Origin of the sequence: Frankia tisae (assembly GCF_025403405.1) — a bacterium.
Lineage (GTDB): Bacteria > Actinomycetota > Actinomycetes > Frankiales > Frankiaceae > Frankia > Frankia tisai.
On record NZ_JANEZT010000073.1, the window covers coordinates 1 to 20,707 of the forward strand.

21 protein-coding genes and 1 riboswitch are annotated in these 20,707 nt (G+C 68.6%); of the genes, 8 read left to right on the top strand and 13 right to left on the bottom strand.

The window, feature by feature from the left end:
• Nucleotides 1-786: ABC transporter permease (locus tag NBZ85_RS09665; protein WP_261561820.1), on the top strand; the 786-nt coding region annotated here is incomplete at its 5' end.
• A gap of 72 nt (nt 787-858) precedes the next feature.
• Nucleotides 859-1,053, top strand: a complete 195-nt coding sequence (locus tag NBZ85_RS09670; RefSeq protein ID WP_055751195.1) for a hypothetical protein — start codon at nt 859-861, stop codon at nt 1,051-1,053.
• 111 nt (nt 1,054-1,164) lie between these two features.
• Here NBZ85_RS09670 and NBZ85_RS09675 read toward each other — a convergent pair whose 3' ends face one another.
• The 5 genes from NBZ85_RS09675 to NBZ85_RS09695 form a co-directional block, all read right to left on the bottom strand.
• Nucleotides 1,165-1,470: a hypothetical protein gene (locus NBZ85_RS09675; protein WP_256790085.1), complete on the bottom strand. Its 306-nt coding sequence runs from the start codon at nt 1,468-1,470 to the stop codon at nt 1,165-1,167.
• Nucleotides 1,471-1,755: 285 nt separating this feature from the next.
• Nucleotides 1,756-2,181, bottom strand: coding sequence for a BlaI/MecI/CopY family transcriptional regulator (locus NBZ85_RS09680; RefSeq protein ID WP_261561821.1), 426 nt, complete (start codon nt 2,179-2,181; stop codon nt 1,756-1,758).
• Between the two features lie 78 nt (nt 2,182-2,259).
• The gene (locus tag NBZ85_RS09685) at nt 2,260-2,403 is read right to left on the bottom strand and encodes a hypothetical protein (RefSeq protein ID WP_157734378.1); all 144 of its coding nucleotides are present in this window, start codon (nt 2,401-2,403) and stop codon (nt 2,260-2,262) included.
• Complete coding sequence (locus tag NBZ85_RS09690; RefSeq protein WP_256790083.1) at nt 2,379-2,822, bottom strand: phosphatase PAP2 family protein; 444 nt, start codon at nt 2,820-2,822, stop codon at nt 2,379-2,381. Before NBZ85_RS09690 ends, NBZ85_RS09685 begins: the two co-directional genes overlap by 25 nt.
• A complete protein-coding gene (locus NBZ85_RS09695; protein WP_256790082.1) occupies nt 2,786-3,754 on the bottom strand; it encodes a M56 family metallopeptidase in 969 nt (322 codons plus the stop codon). The genes NBZ85_RS09690 and NBZ85_RS09695 overlap by 37 nt, the downstream gene beginning before the upstream one ends.
• Nucleotides 3,755-4,146: 392 nt before the next feature.
• Here NBZ85_RS09695 and NBZ85_RS09700 point away from each other — a divergent pair, with 392 nt between their 5' ends.
• Entirely contained in the window at nt 4,147-5,085 is a 939-nt protein-coding gene (locus NBZ85_RS09700) for a F510_1955 family glycosylhydrolase (RefSeq protein ID WP_256790081.1), read from the top strand.
• A complete protein-coding gene (locus tag NBZ85_RS09705) occupies nt 5,082-5,732 on the top strand; it encodes an SCO family protein (protein ID WP_256790080.1) in 651 nt (216 codons plus the stop codon). The genes NBZ85_RS09700 and NBZ85_RS09705 overlap by 4 nt, the downstream gene beginning before the upstream one ends.
• A gap of 70 nt (nt 5,733-5,802) precedes the next feature.
• On the opposite strand, the gene NBZ85_RS09710 is transcribed toward NBZ85_RS09705, so the two are convergent.
• The 5 genes from NBZ85_RS09710 to NBZ85_RS33060 form a co-directional block, all read right to left on the bottom strand.
• Nucleotides 5,803-6,750, bottom strand: coding sequence for a cytochrome c biogenesis CcdA family protein (locus NBZ85_RS09710; RefSeq protein WP_256790078.1), 948 nt, complete (start codon nt 6,748-6,750; stop codon nt 5,803-5,805).
• A 179-nt stretch (nt 6,751-6,929) separates the two neighbouring features.
• On the bottom strand, nt 6,930-8,291 hold the full coding sequence (locus NBZ85_RS09715) for an MFS transporter (RefSeq protein ID WP_256790076.1): 1,362 nt from the start codon (nt 8,289-8,291) through the stop codon (nt 6,930-6,932).
• A complete protein-coding gene (locus tag NBZ85_RS09720) occupies nt 8,288-9,361 on the bottom strand; it encodes a PLP-dependent cysteine synthase family protein (RefSeq protein ID WP_306281909.1) in 1,074 nt (357 codons plus the stop codon). Before NBZ85_RS09720 ends, NBZ85_RS09715 begins: the two co-directional genes overlap by 4 nt.
• A 977-nt stretch (nt 9,362-10,338) precedes the next feature.
• Nucleotides 10,339-11,931, bottom strand: a complete 1,593-nt coding sequence (locus NBZ85_RS09725; protein ID WP_261561822.1) for a multicopper oxidase family protein — start codon at nt 11,929-11,931, stop codon at nt 10,339-10,341.
• 95 nt (nt 11,932-12,026) lie between these two features.
• Entirely contained in the window at nt 12,027-12,539 is a 513-nt protein-coding gene (locus tag NBZ85_RS33060) for a DUF6153 family protein (RefSeq protein WP_368861361.1), read from the bottom strand.
• A 286-nt stretch (nt 12,540-12,825) separates the two neighbouring features.
• Here NBZ85_RS33060 and NBZ85_RS09730 point away from each other — a divergent pair, with 286 nt between their 5' ends.
• On the top strand, nt 12,826-15,240 hold the full coding sequence (locus NBZ85_RS09730; protein ID WP_256790070.1) for a heavy metal translocating P-type ATPase: 2,415 nt from the start codon (nt 12,826-12,828) through the stop codon (nt 15,238-15,240).
• 544 nt (nt 15,241-15,784) lie between these two features.
• Nucleotides 15,785-15,943, top strand: a riboswitch (cyclic di-AMP (ydaO/yuaA leader).
• 164 nt (nt 15,944-16,107) lie between these two features.
• The gene (locus NBZ85_RS09735) at nt 16,108-17,040 is read left to right on the top strand and encodes a C40 family peptidase (protein ID WP_256790069.1); all 933 of its coding nucleotides are present in this window, start codon (nt 16,108-16,110) and stop codon (nt 17,038-17,040) included.
• Between the two features lie 208 nt (nt 17,041-17,248).
• Here NBZ85_RS09735 and NBZ85_RS09740 read toward each other — a convergent pair whose 3' ends face one another.
• The 3 genes from NBZ85_RS09740 to NBZ85_RS09750 form a co-directional block, all read right to left on the bottom strand.
• A complete protein-coding gene (locus NBZ85_RS09740) occupies nt 17,249-17,383 on the bottom strand; it encodes a hypothetical protein (protein ID WP_256790068.1) in 135 nt (44 codons plus the stop codon).
• 67 nt (nt 17,384-17,450) lie between these two features.
• Nucleotides 17,451-18,380 carry a M56 family metallopeptidase gene (locus tag NBZ85_RS09745; protein WP_055751209.1) on the bottom strand — a complete coding sequence of 310 codons (930 nt, stop codon included), beginning with the start codon at nt 18,378-18,380 and terminating at the stop codon, nt 17,451-17,453.
• The gene (locus tag NBZ85_RS09750) at nt 18,377-18,766 is read right to left on the bottom strand and encodes a BlaI/MecI/CopY family transcriptional regulator (protein ID WP_498041039.1); all 390 of its coding nucleotides are present in this window, start codon (nt 18,764-18,766) and stop codon (nt 18,377-18,379) included. The genes NBZ85_RS09745 and NBZ85_RS09750 overlap by 4 nt, the downstream gene beginning before the upstream one ends.
• A 568-nt stretch (nt 18,767-19,334) precedes the next feature.
• Here NBZ85_RS09750 and NBZ85_RS09755 point away from each other — a divergent pair.
• On the top strand, nt 19,335-20,153 hold the full coding sequence (locus tag NBZ85_RS09755) for a C40 family peptidase (RefSeq protein WP_261561823.1): 819 nt from the start codon (nt 19,335-19,337) through the stop codon (nt 20,151-20,153).
• Nucleotides 20,154-20,234: 81 nt separating this feature from the next.
• On the top strand, nt 20,235-20,707 hold a 473-nt coding region (locus tag NBZ85_RS34005), incomplete at its 3' end, for a DUF6153 family protein (protein ID WP_261561824.1).

Below are 20,707 nucleotides of genomic sequence, written 5' to 3' on the forward strand. Positions count from 1 at the left end.
CCGCCATCCCCCCGCCCCCTGGCGGGTATCCCCGATATCGCACGGTCGGAGTTCCGCAAACTCCGCTCGGTCCGCTCGACCTTCTGGACGCTCTTCGCCGCCGTGACCTCCAACGTCGTGATCGCGGCCTTCGCCGCGATCTTGCTGCCTGGACAGCTCGGCGCCCACGAGAAAGCCACCGTCGACGCGGTCCGGCTCAGCCTCGCCGGCCTGCACCTCGCCCAGATCGCCTTCGGTGTCCTGGGAGTGCTCGTCATCACCAGCGAATACGGCACGGGCATGATCCACGCGACCGTCAGCGCCGTGCCCCGGCGCCGGACGCTGCTCGCGTCGAAGGCCATGGTGTTCACCGGGACCGCCCTCATCGTCGGGATCACCGCGAGCTTCGCCGCCTACTTCACCTTTCAGGCGTTCCTGTCCGACGACAGCCTGCGATCCTCCCTCGCCGATCCCGGAGTAGTCCGAGCCGTGGCCGGAGGCGGCCTGTTCCTGACGGTCCTGGGACTGCTCGGCCTCGGCCTCGGCGCGATCATCCGGGTCAGCGCCGGCGCAATCGCCGCGCTGTTCAGCCTGCTGTTCCTCCCCCCGATCCTGCTGGACCTCCTGCCCCACTCCTGGCAGACCGACATCGGTCCCTACATCCCCATGAACGCCGGCGGCCAGATCTACCTTCTGCATCACGACGACGGCAACCTCGGAGCCTGGACCGGCTTCGGCGTGTTCAGCCTCTACGCCGCCCTCGCCCTCACTGCCGGATTTATCCTGATCAACCACCGCGACACCTAGACCACGGACCGACCCCAATCCCGGCCGCCCGCAGCGCCGCACCGATCACCCGGCCCAAGGTGAGGAGACGGTATGACCACCAGCCTGACCTGCAAACACTGCGACACAACCATCAGTGCCAACGACGAAGAGGACCTCGTCGCCCAGGTACAAACCCACGTCCAGGACCACGCCGCCGCCCACGGCCGCGTCCACACCGTGTCCCGCAACCATGTCCTCGCCCGCCTCCACCGCCACAATCCCGACGAAGAACCGCCATCAGCCTGAGACCAGCACCAGAAACCCGGGCCCGGGTGAGGCCGGGCCGCTGACCGCTGCGATCGGGCGGACCGCACCACCTGGTCCGATGGTCGAGGTTGCGCGGGCTAGTCCGACCGCCTACTGACGCTGGCCGGCGGCGATTGCGCCGGTCAGGAAGAGCACTGCTCCGGCGGGGTAACCGGCGACGAGGTCGACGAGGCTCGACGGCTGGCCCCCGAACGCTCCCCAGTGAGCCAGAAGGTGGACGAGTGCGACGAGCACGCCGGCGGCCATCAGGATCTGGCCAGCATGGAGTATCCGCCGCTTCCTTCGGTAGCGCTGACGGCGTTCCGCGGCCTTCTTCTCCATCGGCGTCAGCGCCGGCTGATGTGCATCGGCGCGCGGCGGCTTTCCGGCACCACCAGAATTGATCTTGTCGGACATAGTCGCCATCCGATACGCGCGAAGGGAACATAAGCGGCAGAAAGTGAGAGCGCGGTTAAGGTCGGACGGAGGTGGGCCGCCCGAGCGAATCTACTGTCTCTCATAGTACTATTGATCGTAGTGGAGTGGGGAACTTGATGCGCTCTGGTTCGCGTGGGGTGGACGCCGCGCCGCTGGACGGCGGTTATGAGGCGGTGAGCAGTATCGCCGCGGTAGCGGGCGCCTCCGATGGGAGGCAGCCGAAGGCCGGCGGTGTGCATCCGGAGCAGGACCTGGGGCGCAGCCTCACGCCGGGCCGGGCGGGTTCACGTCCTGGCGGCGTTCGCCGGCGTCGGCATTCTGGTCGAGAGCCTCGCGCAGGAGCCGTGCTTCCTCGGGCGGCATGTGCTCGACGAAATGCATCAGGGTCATTGCCCGGTTGGTGCTGCCGGCCAGCGCCTCACTCATGACCTCCGCGCTGTGTACCTCCCGTGAGCGCACGGCTTCATAGAGGTACGCTCGGCCGTCTCGGCGACGACGCAGCCATCCCTTCCGGTGGAGGTTGTCCATGACGGTCATCACCGTCGTGTAGGCGATGCGTCGCTGCTCGAGCAACTCCTCATACACACCGCGGACCGTCCGCGGCTCGCCCGCGGACCACATCCGGTCCATCACGACAGCTTCAAGATCACCGAGTTCGCGCACGCCGGTCGCCTCCCCATCCCCTGCCAACGGGTCGCCGACCCTGCCGCGAAGGCTCACGGTCCTCGGGCCGCTGTTTCGTGTGCTCGCCCCGCGCCGGGACAGCTACTACGACCACCGATCGTAGTTGATGGGCTGGTTCGCGCGGTATGGGTCGTAGTGGCGGGCGGGCGACCGCACGGCGAGGGCGGCCACTCCGAGGAGCGCCCAGCCGGCGGCGATGTCGATCAGGTAGTGGTTCGCGGTGGCCATGACCACGCGGCGGTCAGGACCGGGTAGAGGCCACCGAGGATGCGGGCCCAGGCTCGTTGAGCGTGCCGGGCCAGGTGCCATCCTCTCCACAGTGACCACGCCGCGTGCAACGAGGGCATGGCGGCGAACTGGTTGGTCGCGCTGTCCATGCCGCCGGGGGCGGCGCTGACGTCGCCGCTCCACCAACCCCAGGCGTGGAAGACGGCGAGGGTGTCGTGGAAGCCGGCGCCGGCAGCAGGCGGGGCGGTGGGTAGGAGCACGAAGCCGACGAGACCGAACAATGTGGTGAGGGCAAGCATGCTCCGGGCCGCGCGGTAGCGGGTGGGACGGCCGCGGCGCAGCCAGATGAGTACGGCGGGCGTGATGAGGAAATCGAGGGTGCTCAGGCGCCGGGGGGCGCGACCGCGGGTATCGGGCAATAGGCGGCGTGGGCAATGACGGCCATCGGGCCGGCCGCGACGACGAGGGGTATGAGCAGCAGCAACACGATGACCGTGGCGCCGAGAGCGGTGCGCGTCGCGCCGAGCGGGTTCGCAGGCCGTAGGAGGCGGCGGACGCGTTCCAACGCGGTCGGGCCGCCTGCGGCCAGACTGGCTTCGGGGTGGCCTGCACCGGCGAGGGCGGCGAGCGCGGCGGCGATGGAGCGTCGTTCGTGGTGGCGGCATGCGGCGTCGTCCGCGGCCAGCTCGAGGAGTCGCGCGATCTCGGCGCGCGCCGCGATGAACAGGGGGATGCGCGGGAAGGCGCGGGCGAAGGTGTCGGCACCGGCCAGGATGAGGTGGTGTCGTTCGGCCAGGTGCGCCCGCTCGTGGGCGAGAACGGCCCGCAGCTGCTCGGCGGTGAGCGTCTCGACCGCCGCGGTGGTGAGGACCACCCGGCGGGCGCGGCCGGGTAGGCAGTAGACCGCGGCCGTGGGGTGGGTGAGGACGACCGCGTCGAGGGCGGGAGCGGGTCGAGCGACGACGGCGAGTTTCCGGGCGTGCCGGCGGCGTTCGCGCCCGGCGCGGGCGAGGCCGGAGGTGGCGCAGAAGCCAACACGGAGCAGGAGAATCGTGGTCAGGGTCAATCCGGCGCCCGCGATGCCGGCGCCACCGGGGGTGGCGTACGAGGCCTGCAGGGACATGATGCAGGCGCGAAGCAGCGCGGCGAGGTTGGCGCTCAGACGCGGGCTGGGTAGGGCCAGCGCCAACCCGGCGAGCGCGGCGGCGGCGAGCACGGACATGGACAACGCCTGCCATAGACAGATCCCCAGCCGTGGCGCGCGGTCGGCCCAGGACGCGCCGCGCAGCAACCGGGGTGAGGTGACGGCGAGCACCGTCGCATAGGCCAGCAGGGCGACGGCGACCGTCATGCCATATCCCTCATGGCAAGTCCTCGTACACCATCTGGACGTTCCGAGGTTCCTGCGTAGACCACGGCCTGTCCATGACCGCGGCTTCCAGGTCACCTGCTCCGCGCATGGTCACCGCCTCCCTCTGCCGGCGGCAGACCTGTACGAGATGTGCGGTCCCCGCAGCCGAGTGGGGCTGCCGGACGGCTGCGGCGATGTGGCGATGGTAGACCCTCGCCCGCAAGGTCTGGTTCGCCGCCGCACGTTGCTTCGACCTGCCGTAGAAGCCATGTCAACTATAAGGCATAGTAGATATCGACGTGGGCCCGGTGGAGCATCAGCGGGCGACTGATCATCAGCCGTGGTTGCCGCTGTGGGGCTGCGGGTGGTCGACTCGGACTGAGGAGAGGTCAATGGGCGGGCGCGCGACGGAGCAGCCGCGGGCTGGCGGAGCCACGTCCTGGGGCCGGCCGCGGCGGATCGTGCTGATCGTCGGGGTGGGAGTCGCTGTGCTTGCCGTCGCCGTCGCCGTGCCACTGCTGGTGATGGGCCCGGATTCCGGGGGGCGCGGATCGGGCACCGACCAGGCTGATCAGGTCGGTGGCGTCGTGCACGTACACGGTCTGGGGGTCGATCCGGCGGACGGCGCGCTGTACGCCGCGACTCACATGGGACTGTTCCGGATACCCGAACGTGGAGCGGCCGAGCGGGTCGCAGGTCGATTCCAGGACACGATGGGTTTCACGGTACTGGGCGCGCATACCTTCCTCGCCTCCGGGCACCCGGATCTGCGCGAGGAGGCACCGCCGCTCCTCGGCCTGCTGGAGTCCACCGACGCCGGGCAGAACTGGCGGCCGTTGTCCCTGTACGGCAAGGCGGATTTCCACGCCCTCGCCGCTGCCCACGGGAGGGTCTATGGCTACGACGCGACCGGCGGCGCCTTTCTTGTCAGCGTCGACCAAAAGACCTGGGACGCGCGTAGCCGGCTTGCGATGAGGGATTTCGTCGTCAGTCCCACAGACCCGGATGCCGTACTTGCGGTGACGGAGGAGGGTCTCGCCGCGAGCAGGGACGGCGGGCGCAGGTGGCGGCCGGTCGCGGGTGCGCCGCCGCTGGCCGTCCTCGCCTGGCACTCGGATGGAACGGTGTGGGGCGTTGACGACTCCGGTGGGGTGTGGCGGTCCGAGGACCGTGGAGGTACCTGGGCGCGTCGCGGCACCACCTACGGTGAACCCGAAGCCATGACAGCCGCCGGTGGGGCCCTGTACGTGGCCGTCGCCCGGCGCGGCATCCTCGCCAGCCAGGACGGGGGCCTCACCTGGTCCGTTCGCTACAGCGAGGTGGGACCGTGAAGGTCCTTCACCGGGTCATCGGCCTGTTCCTCGCCTTCCTCGCCGCGGCTTTGCTCGCCGGCTGCGGCGGGCGGAGCGACGGGCCGGTGCGGGTGTCGGCAACCGACTCCGGTGGCTTCGCCGGCACCCGCCTCGACCCGTCGATCCCTCGGCCAGCGTTCACTCTCAGCGACACGGCGGGGAGGACGTTCGACTTCCGTACCCGCACGGCTGGCAAGGTCGCGGTGCTGTTCTTCGGCTACACCCGTTGCCCCGACGTCTGCCCGACCACGATGGCCGACCTCGCCGCCGCGCGGGCACTGCTACCGGTGGAGGTCCGCCGCCGGGTCGACGTCGTGTTCGTGACCGAAGATCCCGCGTCGGACACCGCGCCGGTGCTGCGCCGCTGGCTCGATCAGTTCGACCCCACCTTCGTGGGTCTGCGTGGCGGGACCACCGCGACCGGCGCGGTCCTCGACCAGCTCAAGCTACCCAGAACAGTGATCAAGGAAGGCGTGGGCGGAGAGAGCGTCGAGCACTCCGGCGTGGTGTATCTGTTCAGTCCCAAGGACACCACCACAGTGATCCATACGGGTGGAACGACCGCGCAGCAGTACGCCGCCGACCTCACACGCCTCGCCCATGACTCTTCGTCACTAACCGGATAGGAATCGTCGAGTGTCCCGCGACGGACGACCTACGGCGTGAGGTAGCCCGCCGGCCGAGGGACACGGTCTCCTACAAGGGCGCCTGGAAACCGGTTACGAGGCCCTGCATACGGCTGATCAACTCGGCCCACAGGCCGGTGACCTGCAACAGACCGACCAGGACCAGCATCGTTCCGCCGACACGCATGACGGCGGCGGAGTGGCGCCGGATCACCGAGAAGACCAGCGTCGCCCGTTCGAAGGCCATCCCAGCGGCGATGAACGGCAGTCCCAAACCCAGGCTGTAGGCGAAGGAGAGAAGCGCCCCCCGCCCCGCGGTGCCCGTGTTGAAGGACAGGCTGAGCACCGCGGCCAGCGTCGGTCCGATACACGGCGTCCAGCCGATACCGAACAGCACCCCCAGCATGGGCGCGCCGACCAGGCCCGCGGCCGGCCGATAGCGGAATCGCGCCGTCCGGCCTGCCCATGGCAGCCATCCCAGCAACCCGGCGAACATCAACCCAAGGAGGATCGTGAGAACACCAAGGACCTTGCTGATCACTTGCTGGTGGATCAGAAGGAGCCGGCCGGCTCCACCGAACGCGGCTCCGTAACTGACGAAGACCGCCGAGAAGCCTAGGACGAACAGGATTCCGCCTGCCAGCATGCGGCTCCGCCGCCACGACTGGCTTGGCCGCAGACCCGCAGGTCCGGGGGACGTCGTCGTCCGGACGCGGACCGAGGTGGCAGTGTTCACACCTGTCGCGAGGGCCGGCTCGCCCTGTGCGCTCGAGCCCTCGCCACCGACCCTCGGCCCGTCACTGGAAGCAGCCAGGGACGGGCCGGACACCGCATTGGCTGTCCGGCTGACCTCGGCACCGCTGAGCCCCGTGACGTACGAGAGATAGCCGGGAACAAGCGGCAGGCAGCACGGTGAGACGAACGACACCACCCCCGCCGCAAGCGCGATCGGCAAGGCCAACACCAGCGATCCGGAAGTCACCACCGAACCGACATTCGCACCGGCTGCCAGCAGCATCGGCCCACGTCCCTTCCCATCCCGGCACGACCCATCGCGGTCCACGCCGGGACATCTTCGACCGGCCGTAGAACACATCAACTACCGAGCATAGTAGTTCCTCGTGATGGCTGGAGCGCACGCGACCGAGCCGCTCGACGCGCACCGCGACGACCTCGGGGAACGGCTCCGGCCGCTCCCTATGATCTCCCTGGTGGAGAGCTGCTGACCATCACCGAAGTTCCCTCCGCCTGGTCCGGTGGCTGCGCCGGCCGAGGCGCGAGCCGGCCGCCGCGCTCGAGGCGGTGGACGGCGACCGCGCAGCATCCACCGACAACCATCAGCAGCGCCCAGGGAAGGGCGGGCAGCCCAGCGGTCCGGCCGGCGTCGAGGGCGACGCCGGTGAGCAGGTTGCCGGCGGCGATACCGATGCCGGACAGCGTGTTGTACAGGCCGTAGTAGGTACCGATCATGCGGTTGTCGGCGAGCGTGACAATGGTCGTCATCTCGAACGGATACACGATCATCGTTGCGACTGCGAGTAGGACAGCGGCGGCGAGCACGGGGAGCAGCGCCACGGCCTGCGTCAGCAGCGGCTGCGGGGCAACCCGCGATCCTTCCAGCTGGTTACCGTCGGCGGACGCGGCCACGGCGAGCGGCAGGAATGCCAGGCCCATCAGCACCAGTCCGCGGACCATGGCCTCTGCGGGGGTCCAGCGGGCCTTCGCCCAGGCGGTGAGTCGCACCTGGCCGGCGACGGTAAGCAGCCCGGACACGGCGAACAGCAGCATGACCCCGACCTCGCCGCCGGTCAGCCTGCGCACCTCCATCGGCAGGCCCAGGTAGACCTGGAAGGTGAGCACATACGACCCGATCATGGCGAGGGAGAACAGGAGGAACGGCCGGTTCGCCAGCGCCATGCGCCAGGCACGCAGGATGGAGTCCCGCATCCTGTCGTCGGCGGTGGCTTCGGCGGCGAACGGATCGGCCTTCCTCGTGGGCAGGGCCCGCACCTGCAGCACGGTGAGCACCAGGAACAGGCTGGCAGCGATGGCGCAGATCAGTCGGAAGTCGACGGCGAGCAGGGCGAGCCCGAGAAGGGGGCCGAGCAGGATGCCGAGCTGGTAGAAGACGTTGAACACCGCGAACGCCTCGACTTGCCGTTCCCCGGCTTCCTGGGCGAGGTAGGCGCGCACCGCCGGGTTGAACAGCGCCCCGGCAAAACCGGTCAGGGCCGAGGCGACTATCAGTGCCGGAATAGCGTTGCTTACTCCGAGTAGTGCGAAACCAGCCGTGCGCAAGGCGAGTCCCGCTATGATCATTGGTTTGAAGCCGAAACGGTCGGCGAGGCTTCCTCCGAGCAGGAACATGCCCTGCTGGCTCAGGTTGCGTACCCCCAGGACGAAACCCACCAGCCAGGCGGCGAGGCCGAGCGTTCCGGCCAGGTAGGTGGCCAGGTAGGGCATGAGCATGTAGAAGCCGATGTTGATGCCGAGCTGGTTGACCAGCAGCAGGCGGATCGGCCCGTTGAAGGAACGCGCTTGCGCGAGCGTTGTCCTCATGGGTGGCGCTCCCCGTGTCCGGCGAGCCGAGGATCGGCGAGCGGATCGACGACCCTCGCGCATCGGGTCCACCGGTCGACAGCCCGTTCGGAGGGATGCTCAAGATGGTCGGGATCTTGGGCGGGCACCATACCCAACAGTCCGTGTTCGGCGCAGAATCCGTCGTCGTAGACGGTGCTCCAGTATCGCTGCGGACCGTCGGGGAAGATCGCCACGATGCGGGTGCCGTTCGGTTCGCGCCGCGCCAACCAGGACGCCACCAGCGCGACCGCTCCGACGCTCCATCCACCACTGGCGAATCGTGCTGCCGCCAGCCGCCGGCAGGCCCACACCGCCTCGCCGGGCGCTACCCAGTGGACCTCGCTGAACTCCTGATAGGCGACGTTACGTGGATAGATGCTGCTTCCGAGACCCCGCATGAGCCGCGGTCCGTCTGGCTGCCCGAAGATCGTTGAACTGATCGTGTCGACTCCCACGAGGCGCAGGTCCGGAAACATCTCGCGCAACACGCGCGACACCCCGGCGCTGTGACCTCCCGTGCCGACGCTGCACACCAGCACGTCCACCCGGCCGACCTGCTGTGCCACCTCCCGTGCCAGTCCTTCATAGGCCGCCACGTTGTCCGGGTTGTGGTATTGGTCTGGGCAGTACGCGCCGGAATGCTCGCCGAGCAGTGCCTGGACCCGGTCCCGCCGGGCCTGCTGCCAGCCCCCGGTCGGATGAGGCCGCTCGACGATCTCTAGCCGAGTGCCGTAGGCGGTCAGCAGGCGGTGCATGAGCGGTTCCAGGCCCGGATCGGTCACCAGGATGATCGGGTGGCCGTAGACGATTCCTGCCAGGGCCAGCCCGAGCCCCAGTGTGCCGCTGGTCGACTCGACTACCGCGCGGCCAGGAGCCAGTTCGCCGCGTTCTCGGGCACAGGCCACCATGTGCAGGGCGGGCCGGTCCTTAATGCCACCCGGATTGTGACCTTCCAACTTCGCCCAGAACCCGCCAGCACTACCGAAACAGACGTCGGGAATCCAAAGAACTGGCGTGTCGCCGACCACGCTCGCCGGGGAGTCTGCCATCGGCGGCGTACCGAGCGGCTGGCCCGGGACCGGGGGGATACGTGTAACGACGGTTTTCCGCATAGCGGATATCCTTCACAAGTGAGAGCATCGCGAGATGGTGGAATACCGAACGCATTCGCCGGTTGCGGTCCACATTTTCGCGCCCCCGTCAGGGGGCTGCGACGACGAGCCGGCGCGGGGTCGGCATGCCACCTACTCAACTTCGGCGGTGGCGACCACGCAGGTCACAGCACGCAGGGGCGATCAGACGTCCGTACTCAAAGCGAGGCGAGTATCAGGTTCGCAGCACACACAGCTGTGCCAGCCGACACGGGAGGCGGTCAGGAGCAACCGTCTGGCGCCGGAGGCGGGGACAGCCGGAAACGAACAAGACCAGGGCGGACAGCAGGAAGACGGCTGCAGCCAGCGCGAACACCGAACCCACAGCGGGGATCAAACCCGTGGCGCCCAAGAGAACCAGATCGGCGATCCGGTCAGGGCAATGGAATTCGCCATCATGATGGCTCTCTGCGCCCACCGCGGATGAAGCATGAGGGCGTTCTCCCACGCTCACGAGGCTGGCGCCGCCCAGCGCCTCAAAGCCGCGCGCCGAGTGCTCCGCAGACCCGCACAGCAACGCCGAGAGTAGCGAGCTCGCGAGCGCCGCGAGCAGGAGGAGAGCCGCGACGGATCGCCATCCCAGCATCCTGTCGCGACTGGCCATCACAGCGCCAGGCTATCTCACCGAGAGCAAACGGCCGGCACTGTCAGGCCACCGAGCCCGGCCTGACCACAACGGCCACGATTGTCGCTGCCCCGGAAGAGGTAGTCCAGACGTGGATAGCCTCCCCGAAGCTCGTCCAATGCATGGAAGGTAGGCGCCTGCGCCTCTTCGTCGCCGGCGCCGGTTACCAATATTACCGCTTTGCCTGAAAGTGGCAGGCAGCCCATCGGCGCCGCCAGGAAGGGAAAGCCGATGGGCCGGCCGCTGGCTCCTAGTTCGTCACGTAGGACAGCACAGTCATCATTCCTGCCGCCTGATGGTAGGAATTGTGGCAGTGGACCATCCACTGGCCGGGATTGTCCGCTTGCAGGTCGACCGTGACCGTCTGCATCGGTGGGACAATCACCACGTCCTTGCGGGCTCCATACGACGTTGGCGGCTGTAGGGCAAAGGTGTGCCCGTGCACATGCATCGGATGGTTCATCATCGTTGTGTTTCGGAAGACCAGCCTGAGGCGTTCACCTTGACGCACCTGCAGAGCGGACCGATTCTCGAAGGTCCGACCATTGATCGTCCAACGGTAGCCGACCGCATCAGCACCGAGATCGACGTTCAGCACCCGATCCGGGGGGCGGGCCGGAAGGACGTCGTTCGGCACGGGGGTGAGGTCGCGGTAGGACAGCAGGCGGCCGTTCAGTTCGGCTGGTCGTACCGCTGGATCTGGCATGCTTCCTGCCGCCGTGCGCAGCACGGCCATCGCCATGCCGTCCTTCCCCTCCGGAGCGGCGAAAATGGGGAAGGTCCCGGTGTCGGCCGTGATGACGACGTCGTAACGCTCGCCCATGCCGATCAGCAGCGTGTCGACGGTCACGGGCTGGACTGGCCTTCCGTCGGCGTCGGTGACGGTGAGCTGATGACCACCGACAGCGAGCCGGAAAACCGTGTCCGACCCGGCGTTGACAAGCCGAAGGCGGACCCGCTGTCCGGGCCGGACGGCGAGTGTGTAGGGGACCTCCGGTCTGCGACCGTTGATCAGATAGGCCGGATACTGCACATCCCCGGAGTCCGCTTCGCCCGGACCCATGCCGCCGGTGTGCGGGTCGCCGGAACCCGTACCGTCCATCGAGCCGTGGTCCATACCGGGCATGCCGGTCGAGTCGCTGCCCTTGTCTGACATGCCAGCCATGCCCCGGGCTCGTAGATCCGCGAGCACCTGGTCGGGGGAACGTCCGAGACCGTCGGTCCAGTCGTCGAGCATGAGCACCGCGTCGGCATCGTCATCACCTCGGACCGCGGGATCCTCGACGATCAGCGGTGCGTACAACCCCCGGTCGAGCTGCGTACCGACATGGCTGTGGAAGAAGTACGTACCCGGATGGGATGGGACGACGAAGTCATAGGTGAAGGTCCCGCCCGGCGCCACCGCTGGAGGGCCGCCCGCACCAGGCGCGCCGTCCATATCGTTGCGTAGCTCGAGGCCGTGCCAGTGCAGCGAGGTTTCGGCCGGGAGACGGTTGTGCAACGTCACCCGCAACCGGTCGCCCACCCCCACCCGCAGCTCGCGGCCAGGCAGGACGCCGTCGAGGGTCCATGTGTTCACCTTCCGCCCGCCGATGTCGACCGTCGCCTGACGGGCGGTGATCTCCCGAGTGACGGTCCGACCGGACACCGGACGTGCCCGTTCGACATCGGTCACCTGCTGCGACGATGGGGATACGGATGTTTCGTGGGTGCTGCTCGTCTGGTTCACGACCAGACCGGTAATGACTGCTACGGCCGTGACGGTGACGGCCACGAGAAAAGTGAGCAGCCGGCGGCGGGTGGACCACCGGGACACCGGTGTCCTGGGTCTGTATGAGGACATGCCGATACTCCAGACGTATCGCGGGATCCGGCGGGCGTGGAAACGCCCGGCCGCGTGAGCAGGATCGGTCCCGGGGAGCTACCGGGTCCGACCCTTTACGTCCGGAGAACGCACAACTGTGCGAGTGAAGGAGTCGGTGGTCGCGATCGGCAGGGCATGAGCGAATCTCGTGCGCTGAGCGGCGCATCATCCGCCGTCGATCGGCCGGCGCGCCAGGCGCCGAGGACGAGCAACGACAGCACCAGCACCGCCAGCGCCAGGCAGACGCCGCCGGCGTGTGCTGCCATCCCATCCCGATCAGTCAGCGCGGGGAGGCGCACAGACTCCTGGGCGCCGACCATGTCTGAGCGGGACTCGGCCGTCATGTGGACGGCATGCTGGTCTGGACGGATGACAACGTCGTCGGCGGGCCGGCCGGCGACGAGGGTCGCCATGGTGTGGATAGCGTGCACGTCTCCCACCGGCGGCTCGATCGCCACCGGGGCCAAGCCCATATGCATGGCGACGACACCGACCAGCACTGCCGCTGCGGCGACAGCGAGCCCTACGGACCGCCATGCGGCAGGCCACCGGTCTCTGCTCGGCTGCCTGCCCATGGCCGAGCCCATGCTGCGAGCTTCGTCCGGGGCCGTGACACCCACCTCCTACCATGCATAGTACGACCTGCCTACCGTCGACTATCCGATCTAGATGACGGCGCGCCGGAAGCGCAAGGATGCTCCACGATCATTGCCGAATAGGACCAGCTCACCGCACAGACACAGCTGGGTGCTCGCAGGGAGGGTACCCTGGGAGGGTATGTCTCACGCTCCACGAAAGGGCCGGAAGACTACTACCCAACGTCGTGAGTGGCGTTGGCGTCGACGCGGCCCGCGAGACGAAATGGAGCCAGTCGTGCAGCAGCATCGACCGGACGGCCCTCGCGACGACGGTTCGACCGCCGTCCTGGAGGTCTCGGGGCTGCAATGGGCGACCGAGAAGGCACGCGTCGAGTCGGTGCTGGGACGCCAACCGGGCGTCATCGAGGTAGTGGTCAACCCGGTCGCACAAACCGCGGCGGTGCGGTTCGACCCGAAGCGGACGTCGGCAGCCCGGCTTGCCGACTGGGTACGTGACTGTGGGTATCACTGCAGGGGTCAATCTGTACCGCAGCATGTCTGCGATCCGCTCGCCGAACCGGTCCACCATCACGCCGGGGCACCGGAGACGCCGGTGGGCTCGCCGCACGACGCGATGGGTCACGGTGGACATGGCGGGATGTCGATGGCGGCGATGGCCGCGGACATGCGTAACCGGTTCCTGGTGGCCGTGGTCTTCTCGGTGCCGATCCTGTTGTGGTCGTCGATCGGCCGGGACGTGCTGGGCTTCCACGTGGCTGCGCCGTTCGGGCTTCGTGACGACGTGTTCCAGCTGATCCTGAGCCTGCCGGTGATCGGCTGGGCGTCATGGATCTTCTTCGACGGTGCGGTGCGGGCGTTGCGGGGCCGGACCCTGGACATGATGGTCCTGGTGGCCGTCGGGATCGGTACCGGTTGGACGTACTCGCTGGTCGTGACGTTGACCGGCGGTGGTGACGTCTTCTACGAGGCGTCCACCGTCCTGGCCGCGTTCGTGCTGCTCGGGCACTGGTTCGAGATGCGCGCTCGCGGTGGCGCGAACGACGCGATCCGCACCCTGCTCGAACTGGCGCCGGAGCGGGCCCTGGTCGTCCGGGACGGCGAGCCGGTCGAGGTGCCCACCTCCGAGGTCGTCGTCGGCGACCTGCTGCTCGTCCGCCCCGGCGGAAAGATCGCCGTCGACGGGCTGGTCGAGGACGGCGAGTCCGACGTCGACGAGTCGATGGTCACCGGGGAGAGCCTCCCCGTGCACAAGGCTGCCGGCGCCGGGGTCATCGGGGCCACCATCAACACCACCGGCACACTGCGGGTGCGCGCGACCAAGGTCGGCGCCGACACCGCCCTGGCCCAGATCGTCGCCCTCGTCCAGCAGGCGCAGAACAGCAAGGCGCCGGGGCAGCGCCTGGCCGACCGGGCCGCGTTCTGGCTGGTGCTCGTCGCCCTGTCGGGCGGTCTCGCGACACTGCTGGTCTGGCTACTGGCCAGCGACCGGCCGGCCCGGGACGCCGTCCTGTTCGCGATCACCGTGGTCGTCATTACCTGCCCGGACGCGCTGGGGCTGGCCACCCCGACCGCGATCATGGTGGGTACCGGGCTCGGCGCGAAGCGCGGGATCCTGTTCAAGAACGCGACCGCGTTGGAGTCCTCGGCGCGTATCGGTGCCGTCGTCATGGACAAGACCGGCACCCTGACCAAGGGCGAACCCGAGGTCACCGACGTCATCGTCGACGCCGGCGGTATCACCGAGGACGAGCTGCTGCGGCTCGTGAGCACGGTGGAACGCGAGTCCGAGCATCCGCTGGCCGCCGCCGTGGTCCGCCACGCCGACGCCCAGGGCGTCGCGCGGGCGCGGGCGGAGGGGTTCGTCAATGTCCCCGGGCACGGCGCGGTCGCCACCGTCGACGGCCGGCGGGTCGCGGTCGGCAACCTCCGGCTGATGGCCCAAGAAGGCATTCGGCCGGGAGACCTCGGCGAGCGCCGCGACGCTCTCGCCGCCGGCGGCCGGACCGCGGTGCTCGCCGCCGTTGACGGCCGACCTGCCGGGGTCATCGGGCTCGCGGACGCCCCGCGGCCGACGGCGGCCCAGGCCGTGCGGGCTCTGCACGAGGCCGGGGTCGAGGTCATCATGCTCACCGGCGACAACGAGGCCACCGCGAACCGGATCGCCGGCCAGCTCGGCATCGACACCGTCATCGCCGAGGTCCTCCCCGGCGACAAGGCCGCCACGATTGCCAAGCTCCAACAGGGCGGCCGGCGGATCGCCATGGTCGGCGACGGCGTCAACGACGCCCCCGCGCTCGCCCAGGCCGACCTCGGCATCGCGATCGGCGCCGGCACCGACGTCGCGATCGAGACGGCCGACGTGGTGTTGATGCGCTCCGATCCCCTCGACGTCCCGGCCGCCCTGCTCATCGGCCGCGGCACCCTGCGCAAAATGCGCCAGAACCTGGCCTGGGCCGTCGGCTACAACGCCATCGCGCTCCCCATCGCCGCCGGCGTCTTCGAACCGGCCTTCGGGCTCGTCCTGCGGCCCGAGATCGCCGCGGTGTCCATGTCCGGGTCCAGCATCATCGTCGCCGTCAACGCCATTCTGCTCAAACGCCTCCGACTACCGGGCACCCTCACTACCCCCTCGACGACACCGACGCACTCCGCTGGACGTACAGCGCACACCCCGTCGCTCACCCGCTGAGCCATGTACACCCGCCAGAATCAGGCACATGTGACTGGCTGGAGGTCATCCTCTGGGGCCCGACGATCGGCGCGCTCCGCGCGCAGCCCAGGCAGCCCGCTCACGATCTGACACCCCTGGACATGCCCGGAGGCAAGGGGTCCTGTGAACCTGGGACAGGACTCGGAGAGCCCGGAACCACTGAGAGCCGACCCGATCAACTACGGCTCGTAGTAGGCCGGGGTGCAGATGCTAGGCGCGCAAGGCAAGGCCGGCGGCCTCCTGCGCTCGCTGCAAGCAGTCACCGGTCGCCCCCTGTACTCCGCGCCCGACGGGAGCGTTCGTGCGCTTCGCGGAACTTGGCCCTCTACAGGGTCCCGCGGGCCGCGTCCCTCGTGATCCCCACGCCTGTGGCGGGCCAGCGGTCAACCCCGCCATCGCGGCTCGGCATCTGTTGCCAGTTGTCAACTCGCCCCTCTCTTCCTACTATGGTGCGTAGTGGTAACGTGTTACCGCCAAGCAGCATCGGACCGCACGCCGAGTCCTGTCCCCGGTCCGGTGGCCCCTCCATGCGCAGCCGGGACAGGAGCGGGGGAACCACGTTTCTCCGGGCGTCCCGTCCTCGACGGCCGCCCTCGGGGTGAAGCCGGACGTCGTTGTGCGTTCGGCCGGGCTTCCCGCCCGAACCCGACAGCTCACCTCGCAGGCGTCTGGGAAAGGGCTCACGTGTATTCGGCCGAAATCTGTTCCTCCGAAGGGCGATCTGCAAGATCGGGGCGGGGACGACACCGTGCTTCCTCTTACGCCAGGTCACTGCTCGCGCGGACCTCTACCCGGACGACCGTGGCCGTGATCACCACGAGCACGATGGCGATATCCGGTGTCGCCATGGCCAGCACCTTCGAAGGCTCCCCCGCTGACCCGGAAACCGGGGAAACGAGGGTCGCCGCGGGCGCTCTCGGCGCCGCGGTGGGAAGCAGAACCGTCACTCCCGCGGTCCGAACGTCGCTGGTGCCGCGCCAGAGTGCTCCCGCCATCGCGACCGCACGAGCTTCGGCGTCCCTCGCCCCAGCCGTCGCCGACCTGACAGTCGATGCCGACGAGCCGACCGAGGTCGGATTCCGGCTGACCGACCAATCGGGCAGCGCGGTAGCCAACCAGGACATCCTCGTGCAGGCCCAGTTTTCGACGGGGTGGACGACGTTCAAGATTCTTCGGACAGATGGGCGCGGCTATGCCGGCTATACCGCGAAGGTCCTGACCACCACCCAGGTCAGGGCCTTGTTCGCCGGCAACGACTCGTTCGGGACCGCGACATCTGGGCCGGCGATCATCCGGGTCCGCCCCCGGCCGCAGCCGACTGCGCCGATGACGGCGTCACCAAAACCTGCGTCCAGGGCCGAGACGCGAACCGCGGTCACCTCTACTGAGTCTGCGTCCACGCCTCCCGGACCTGCCACCGGGGCGACGAGCATCGGGGAAAAAGCGGTCTACCTGGCGTCATTGCACGCCGGCAAGCCATACGTATGGGGTGCGACCGGACCGAGCAGCTTCGACTGCTCCGGCCTCGTGCAGTACGTCTACAGGCAGCTTGGTAAGAGCCTTCCCCGTACCACCGACCAACAGTACGCGGCGACCACCCGCATAGCGCAGGGCTCCGAACAGCCAGGTGATCTCATTTTCTTCGGGCAGCCCGGCGGCATCTACCATGAAGGAATCTATGCGGGCGACGGAAAGATGTGGGCCGCCCCGAAGACCGGCGACGTGGTGAAACTCTCAAAGATTTGGACGTCGTCTTACTCCGTCGGCCGCGTTCAGTAGTAACACGGTTGGTCAGGACTCCGAGTGTCTCCCGGGCTGGTGGTCGGGCAGGCACTGAGCGGAAGCCCGGACCACGGTGGGAACGGGATGGTCCGAGCCGATCGCCCGTCGGAAGTGGAACGGTGGTGGCCCTCTGCCTGGGGAGGACCACCACCGAGCGGGGCTGGGCGTGCTGCGCGCGGCTGAACGTCATACACGGATCCTTGGGTCAGCAGGCACATCCGCCGCAGCTGCAGGCTGCGGCGTCTCCGGCCGCCGCGGGGCGGCGGCGCTGGTGCAGTTCCCAGAACGCGACCGCGAGCACGACGATGCCGACCGAGACGGCGACGAGCGTCTGGTTCAACGCCGCGGCGACTCCGTCGGTGAGTAGCCCTTCGCGGATAAGCAGCAGGAGCGCGCAGCACCCCGGGTCAGGCGCAGTGGTAGCCGAGGTCGCTGAGGGCGGGTAGGGCAATGGCCGCGAGAGGCAAGAAGAGGAGCGCAGCGATCCACAGCGCCCGCGCCGCGACCGCGGGAGCGCCGAGTGGTTCTCGTGCGGCGAGCAGGCGCAGGACTCGCTGGCGCACGGCGGTGCCTCCTCCCATGCCCAACGCGGTGGCGGGTGGGGCGGCGAGACGCAGGACGGCATGCGCGACGGCGTCGCGGGGGCAGTGTCGCGCTGCGCCGTCGTCGGCGGCGAGTTCGACGAGCCGCCGCAGTTCGCCGTGCGCATCGGCGAAGAGCGGGACGAACCCGAACGCCCGAGCAAGGACCACCGCGCCGGTGATGACGAGGTGATGACGGCCGTAGAGATGCGTCCGCTCATGAGCTATCACCGCGTGCAGCTCGGCGGGTGGCAGGGTATGCAACGCTCCGGCGCTCAGCACGACGGTCCCGCCTCTTCCCGGCAGGCAGAACGCGCTGGGCTGCGGATGGTCGAGAACGAACACGTCAAGCGTCGGGAGGAAACGGCCCACGAGACGGACGTCGCGGCGGTGACGCAGTCGCGCCCGACGCTGCACGAGAGTCACGCCGACGGTGGCATATCCGAGTCGAAGCAGCACACCGACGATGCCTGCGGTCCCCACCGTCCGCGATACGGTCCAGGTCAGAGAGGGCAGGTGATGGTCGGCCCAGCCGCACCACTGCACCGGCAGGATGAGTAGGTCGCCGAAAGTGTGCGCGGGCACGATCAGCAGCACGAGGGCAAGGAGCACGGCGAGGACGGCGGACACCCCGGCGGCGAGCCACATGGTGATCGCGAGCCGGGGTGCGCGGGACGTCCAGACTGCCCGCCTCAACGGATGCGGCAGTCCATAGACGACGAGCAGGGCGTAGACCGCCAGCAGGGCGGCGATCATGCTGGGGATGCCGAGTCGCCGCCCCGCATCCGCCGCGCCTCGTGCCACTGCACGGCACTGCGCAACGACTCGTACTCCGCCGCGCCCATGGTCTCGACGAAATGGAGCAGCGCCAACCCCCGGTCCTCCGTCCCGGAAAGCACCTCGCTCATCAACCGCGCAGTGTAGGCGCTGCGGCTGAGCGCCGGCTGGTACCGGTAGGACCGGCCCGACCGCTCCCGCCGCAGCCAACCCTTGCGAAAGAGCCGATCCATCACAGTCATCACGGTCGTGTAAGCCAGAGGACGAGCGAGCAGCCCACGGACGTCGCGCACGGTCACCGGCCCCCGGGCGGACCAGACCCGGTCCATGATCTCGGCCTCCAGGTCACCGAGCTGCTCCACCACGTCCGTTTCCTCTCACATCCAGCCCCCGAAACGGCGATCAGTGCCGCTACGGCGCTCTTCGAGCCAACCACATGACCGGCGTTCACCGATCAGGAGTGGCCGTCACGCTCCCAGGCGAGACCGCGTCCGCGAGCCCTCCGACCATCTGACGTCCGAACCATGGTTCCTGACCTCAGTAGTAGTGATGGCAGGTCGGCAATCGTCGCCTCTCCGCCGCTTCTTCCACTCTTCGATGATGCTCCGGCGTTGGGGGGCCGTCCGTTCTCGCCCGATCTGCTACATGTCATAGTAGTACGTATCGGATGGGGGCCAAGGAGGATTGCGGATGGATCGCACTGGTAGGGACGGTCTACCGGCTCGAGACAGCGGGCACGCTGGTGACTCGCGCCTCCTGCGGGGCGCCGAGCAACTCCGTCTACGCTCAGCACGCCTGACACCGGCGCGACGCCGAACGGCGACCCTCGCTCTGATGACCACGGGCAGCTTCGCTGCCGCATCCACCGGCTTCGCCCTGGCCACCTCCGACACCGTCCCGGCGATGCCCTCCACACCGGTCACCGCGGCAGACATGATCGGCCGCCCGCATCCGCCCACGCAGCACGACAAGGCCACACCGCCGGTCGGCGCGATCGCAGCTCCGGCCACGGCGTCCAGTTTCACCGCCCTGTCGATCACTTCCGATCGTTCCACGATCACGCCGAACTCGCCCGTGATCTTCACGGTTCGTGCGGTCAGTGTGGACCGGCAGGCCCCGCTCGCCGACGAAACGGTGCGGATCGCGGTCGTCGACGGCCCGAAGTGGAGCACCACCGCTCGGCTACGCACCAATGGCGCGGGCGAGGCATACATCTCGGCCCGGCTGCTGTCCACCACGACGATCACCGCCGTGTTCGACGGATCGGACGCTCTGCGTCCCTCCCTCGCCGGTGCGGTGACCGTCACCGTCACCGCACCGGCCCCCTCGCAGCAGACCCGCACAGGCACCTCGAGCTCGACTGCGGTTACGCCTTCCGTGGTGAGCGAGGTTCCTGCGAGCGGGATCGGCGCGAAGGCCGTCTACCTCGCCTCACTTCAGAAGGGCAAACCCTATGTCTGGGGCGCCGCGGGACCGTATGCCTTCGATTGCTCGGGTTACGCCCAGTACGTCTACAGGCAGCTCGGCCGGAACCTGCCCCGTACCGCCCAGCAGCAGTTCCAGGCCACGATCCGCATACCCAAATCCGGCAAGCAGCCCGGTGATCTCATCTTCTTCGGCAGCCCTTCCAACATCACCCACATGGGTATCTACGCCGGCAACGGCTACATGTGGGCCGCCCCGCAGTCCGGACGCACCGTCAACCTGCAGCCCATCTACACCTCCACCTACTGGGTTGGCCGGGTCCGCTAACTCGCCGATCTCGCCCCGGCGCAGAAGGATCGGACCCGTCACCTGCGAGCCGACCAGCTTTCCGTCAGGCAGACTGGACCCGTGAGCGCCCGGCCCCACGGCAAGACCGTCACTGCCGGGCTGGCGCCGTTCCTGCTCGTCGTACCCGTCCTCCTCGGCATTCTGCTCATGCATGGCGGACTATCCACGCACCTGGGCCACGACCGCCATGCCACCATCACCGAGCAGGCCGGGGCGTCGGTGATGCACGAGGCCGACGTGCCCGCATCCCCGGCCGCTTCGTCGGCGACTCATCCCAGGCAGCGGCAGGTCATGACTCCGTCCACGACGGGGATGGGTCATGATGGGCACGGCGGTGAGATGTGCCTGGCGTTCCTACGCCTGATGATCCTGCTGGTCGTCGCGTTGCTGCTCACCCGGTTTCTCTCCTCAACATCGGTGCGACGAGCAGCCCTCCGCACTGCCTCCCCCCGCCGTGGGAGAGCACCCCCCAGCCGACCAGCGTTCCAACCTGTCTCTTATACACATCTCCGAGCCCACGAGACTAGCGCTCC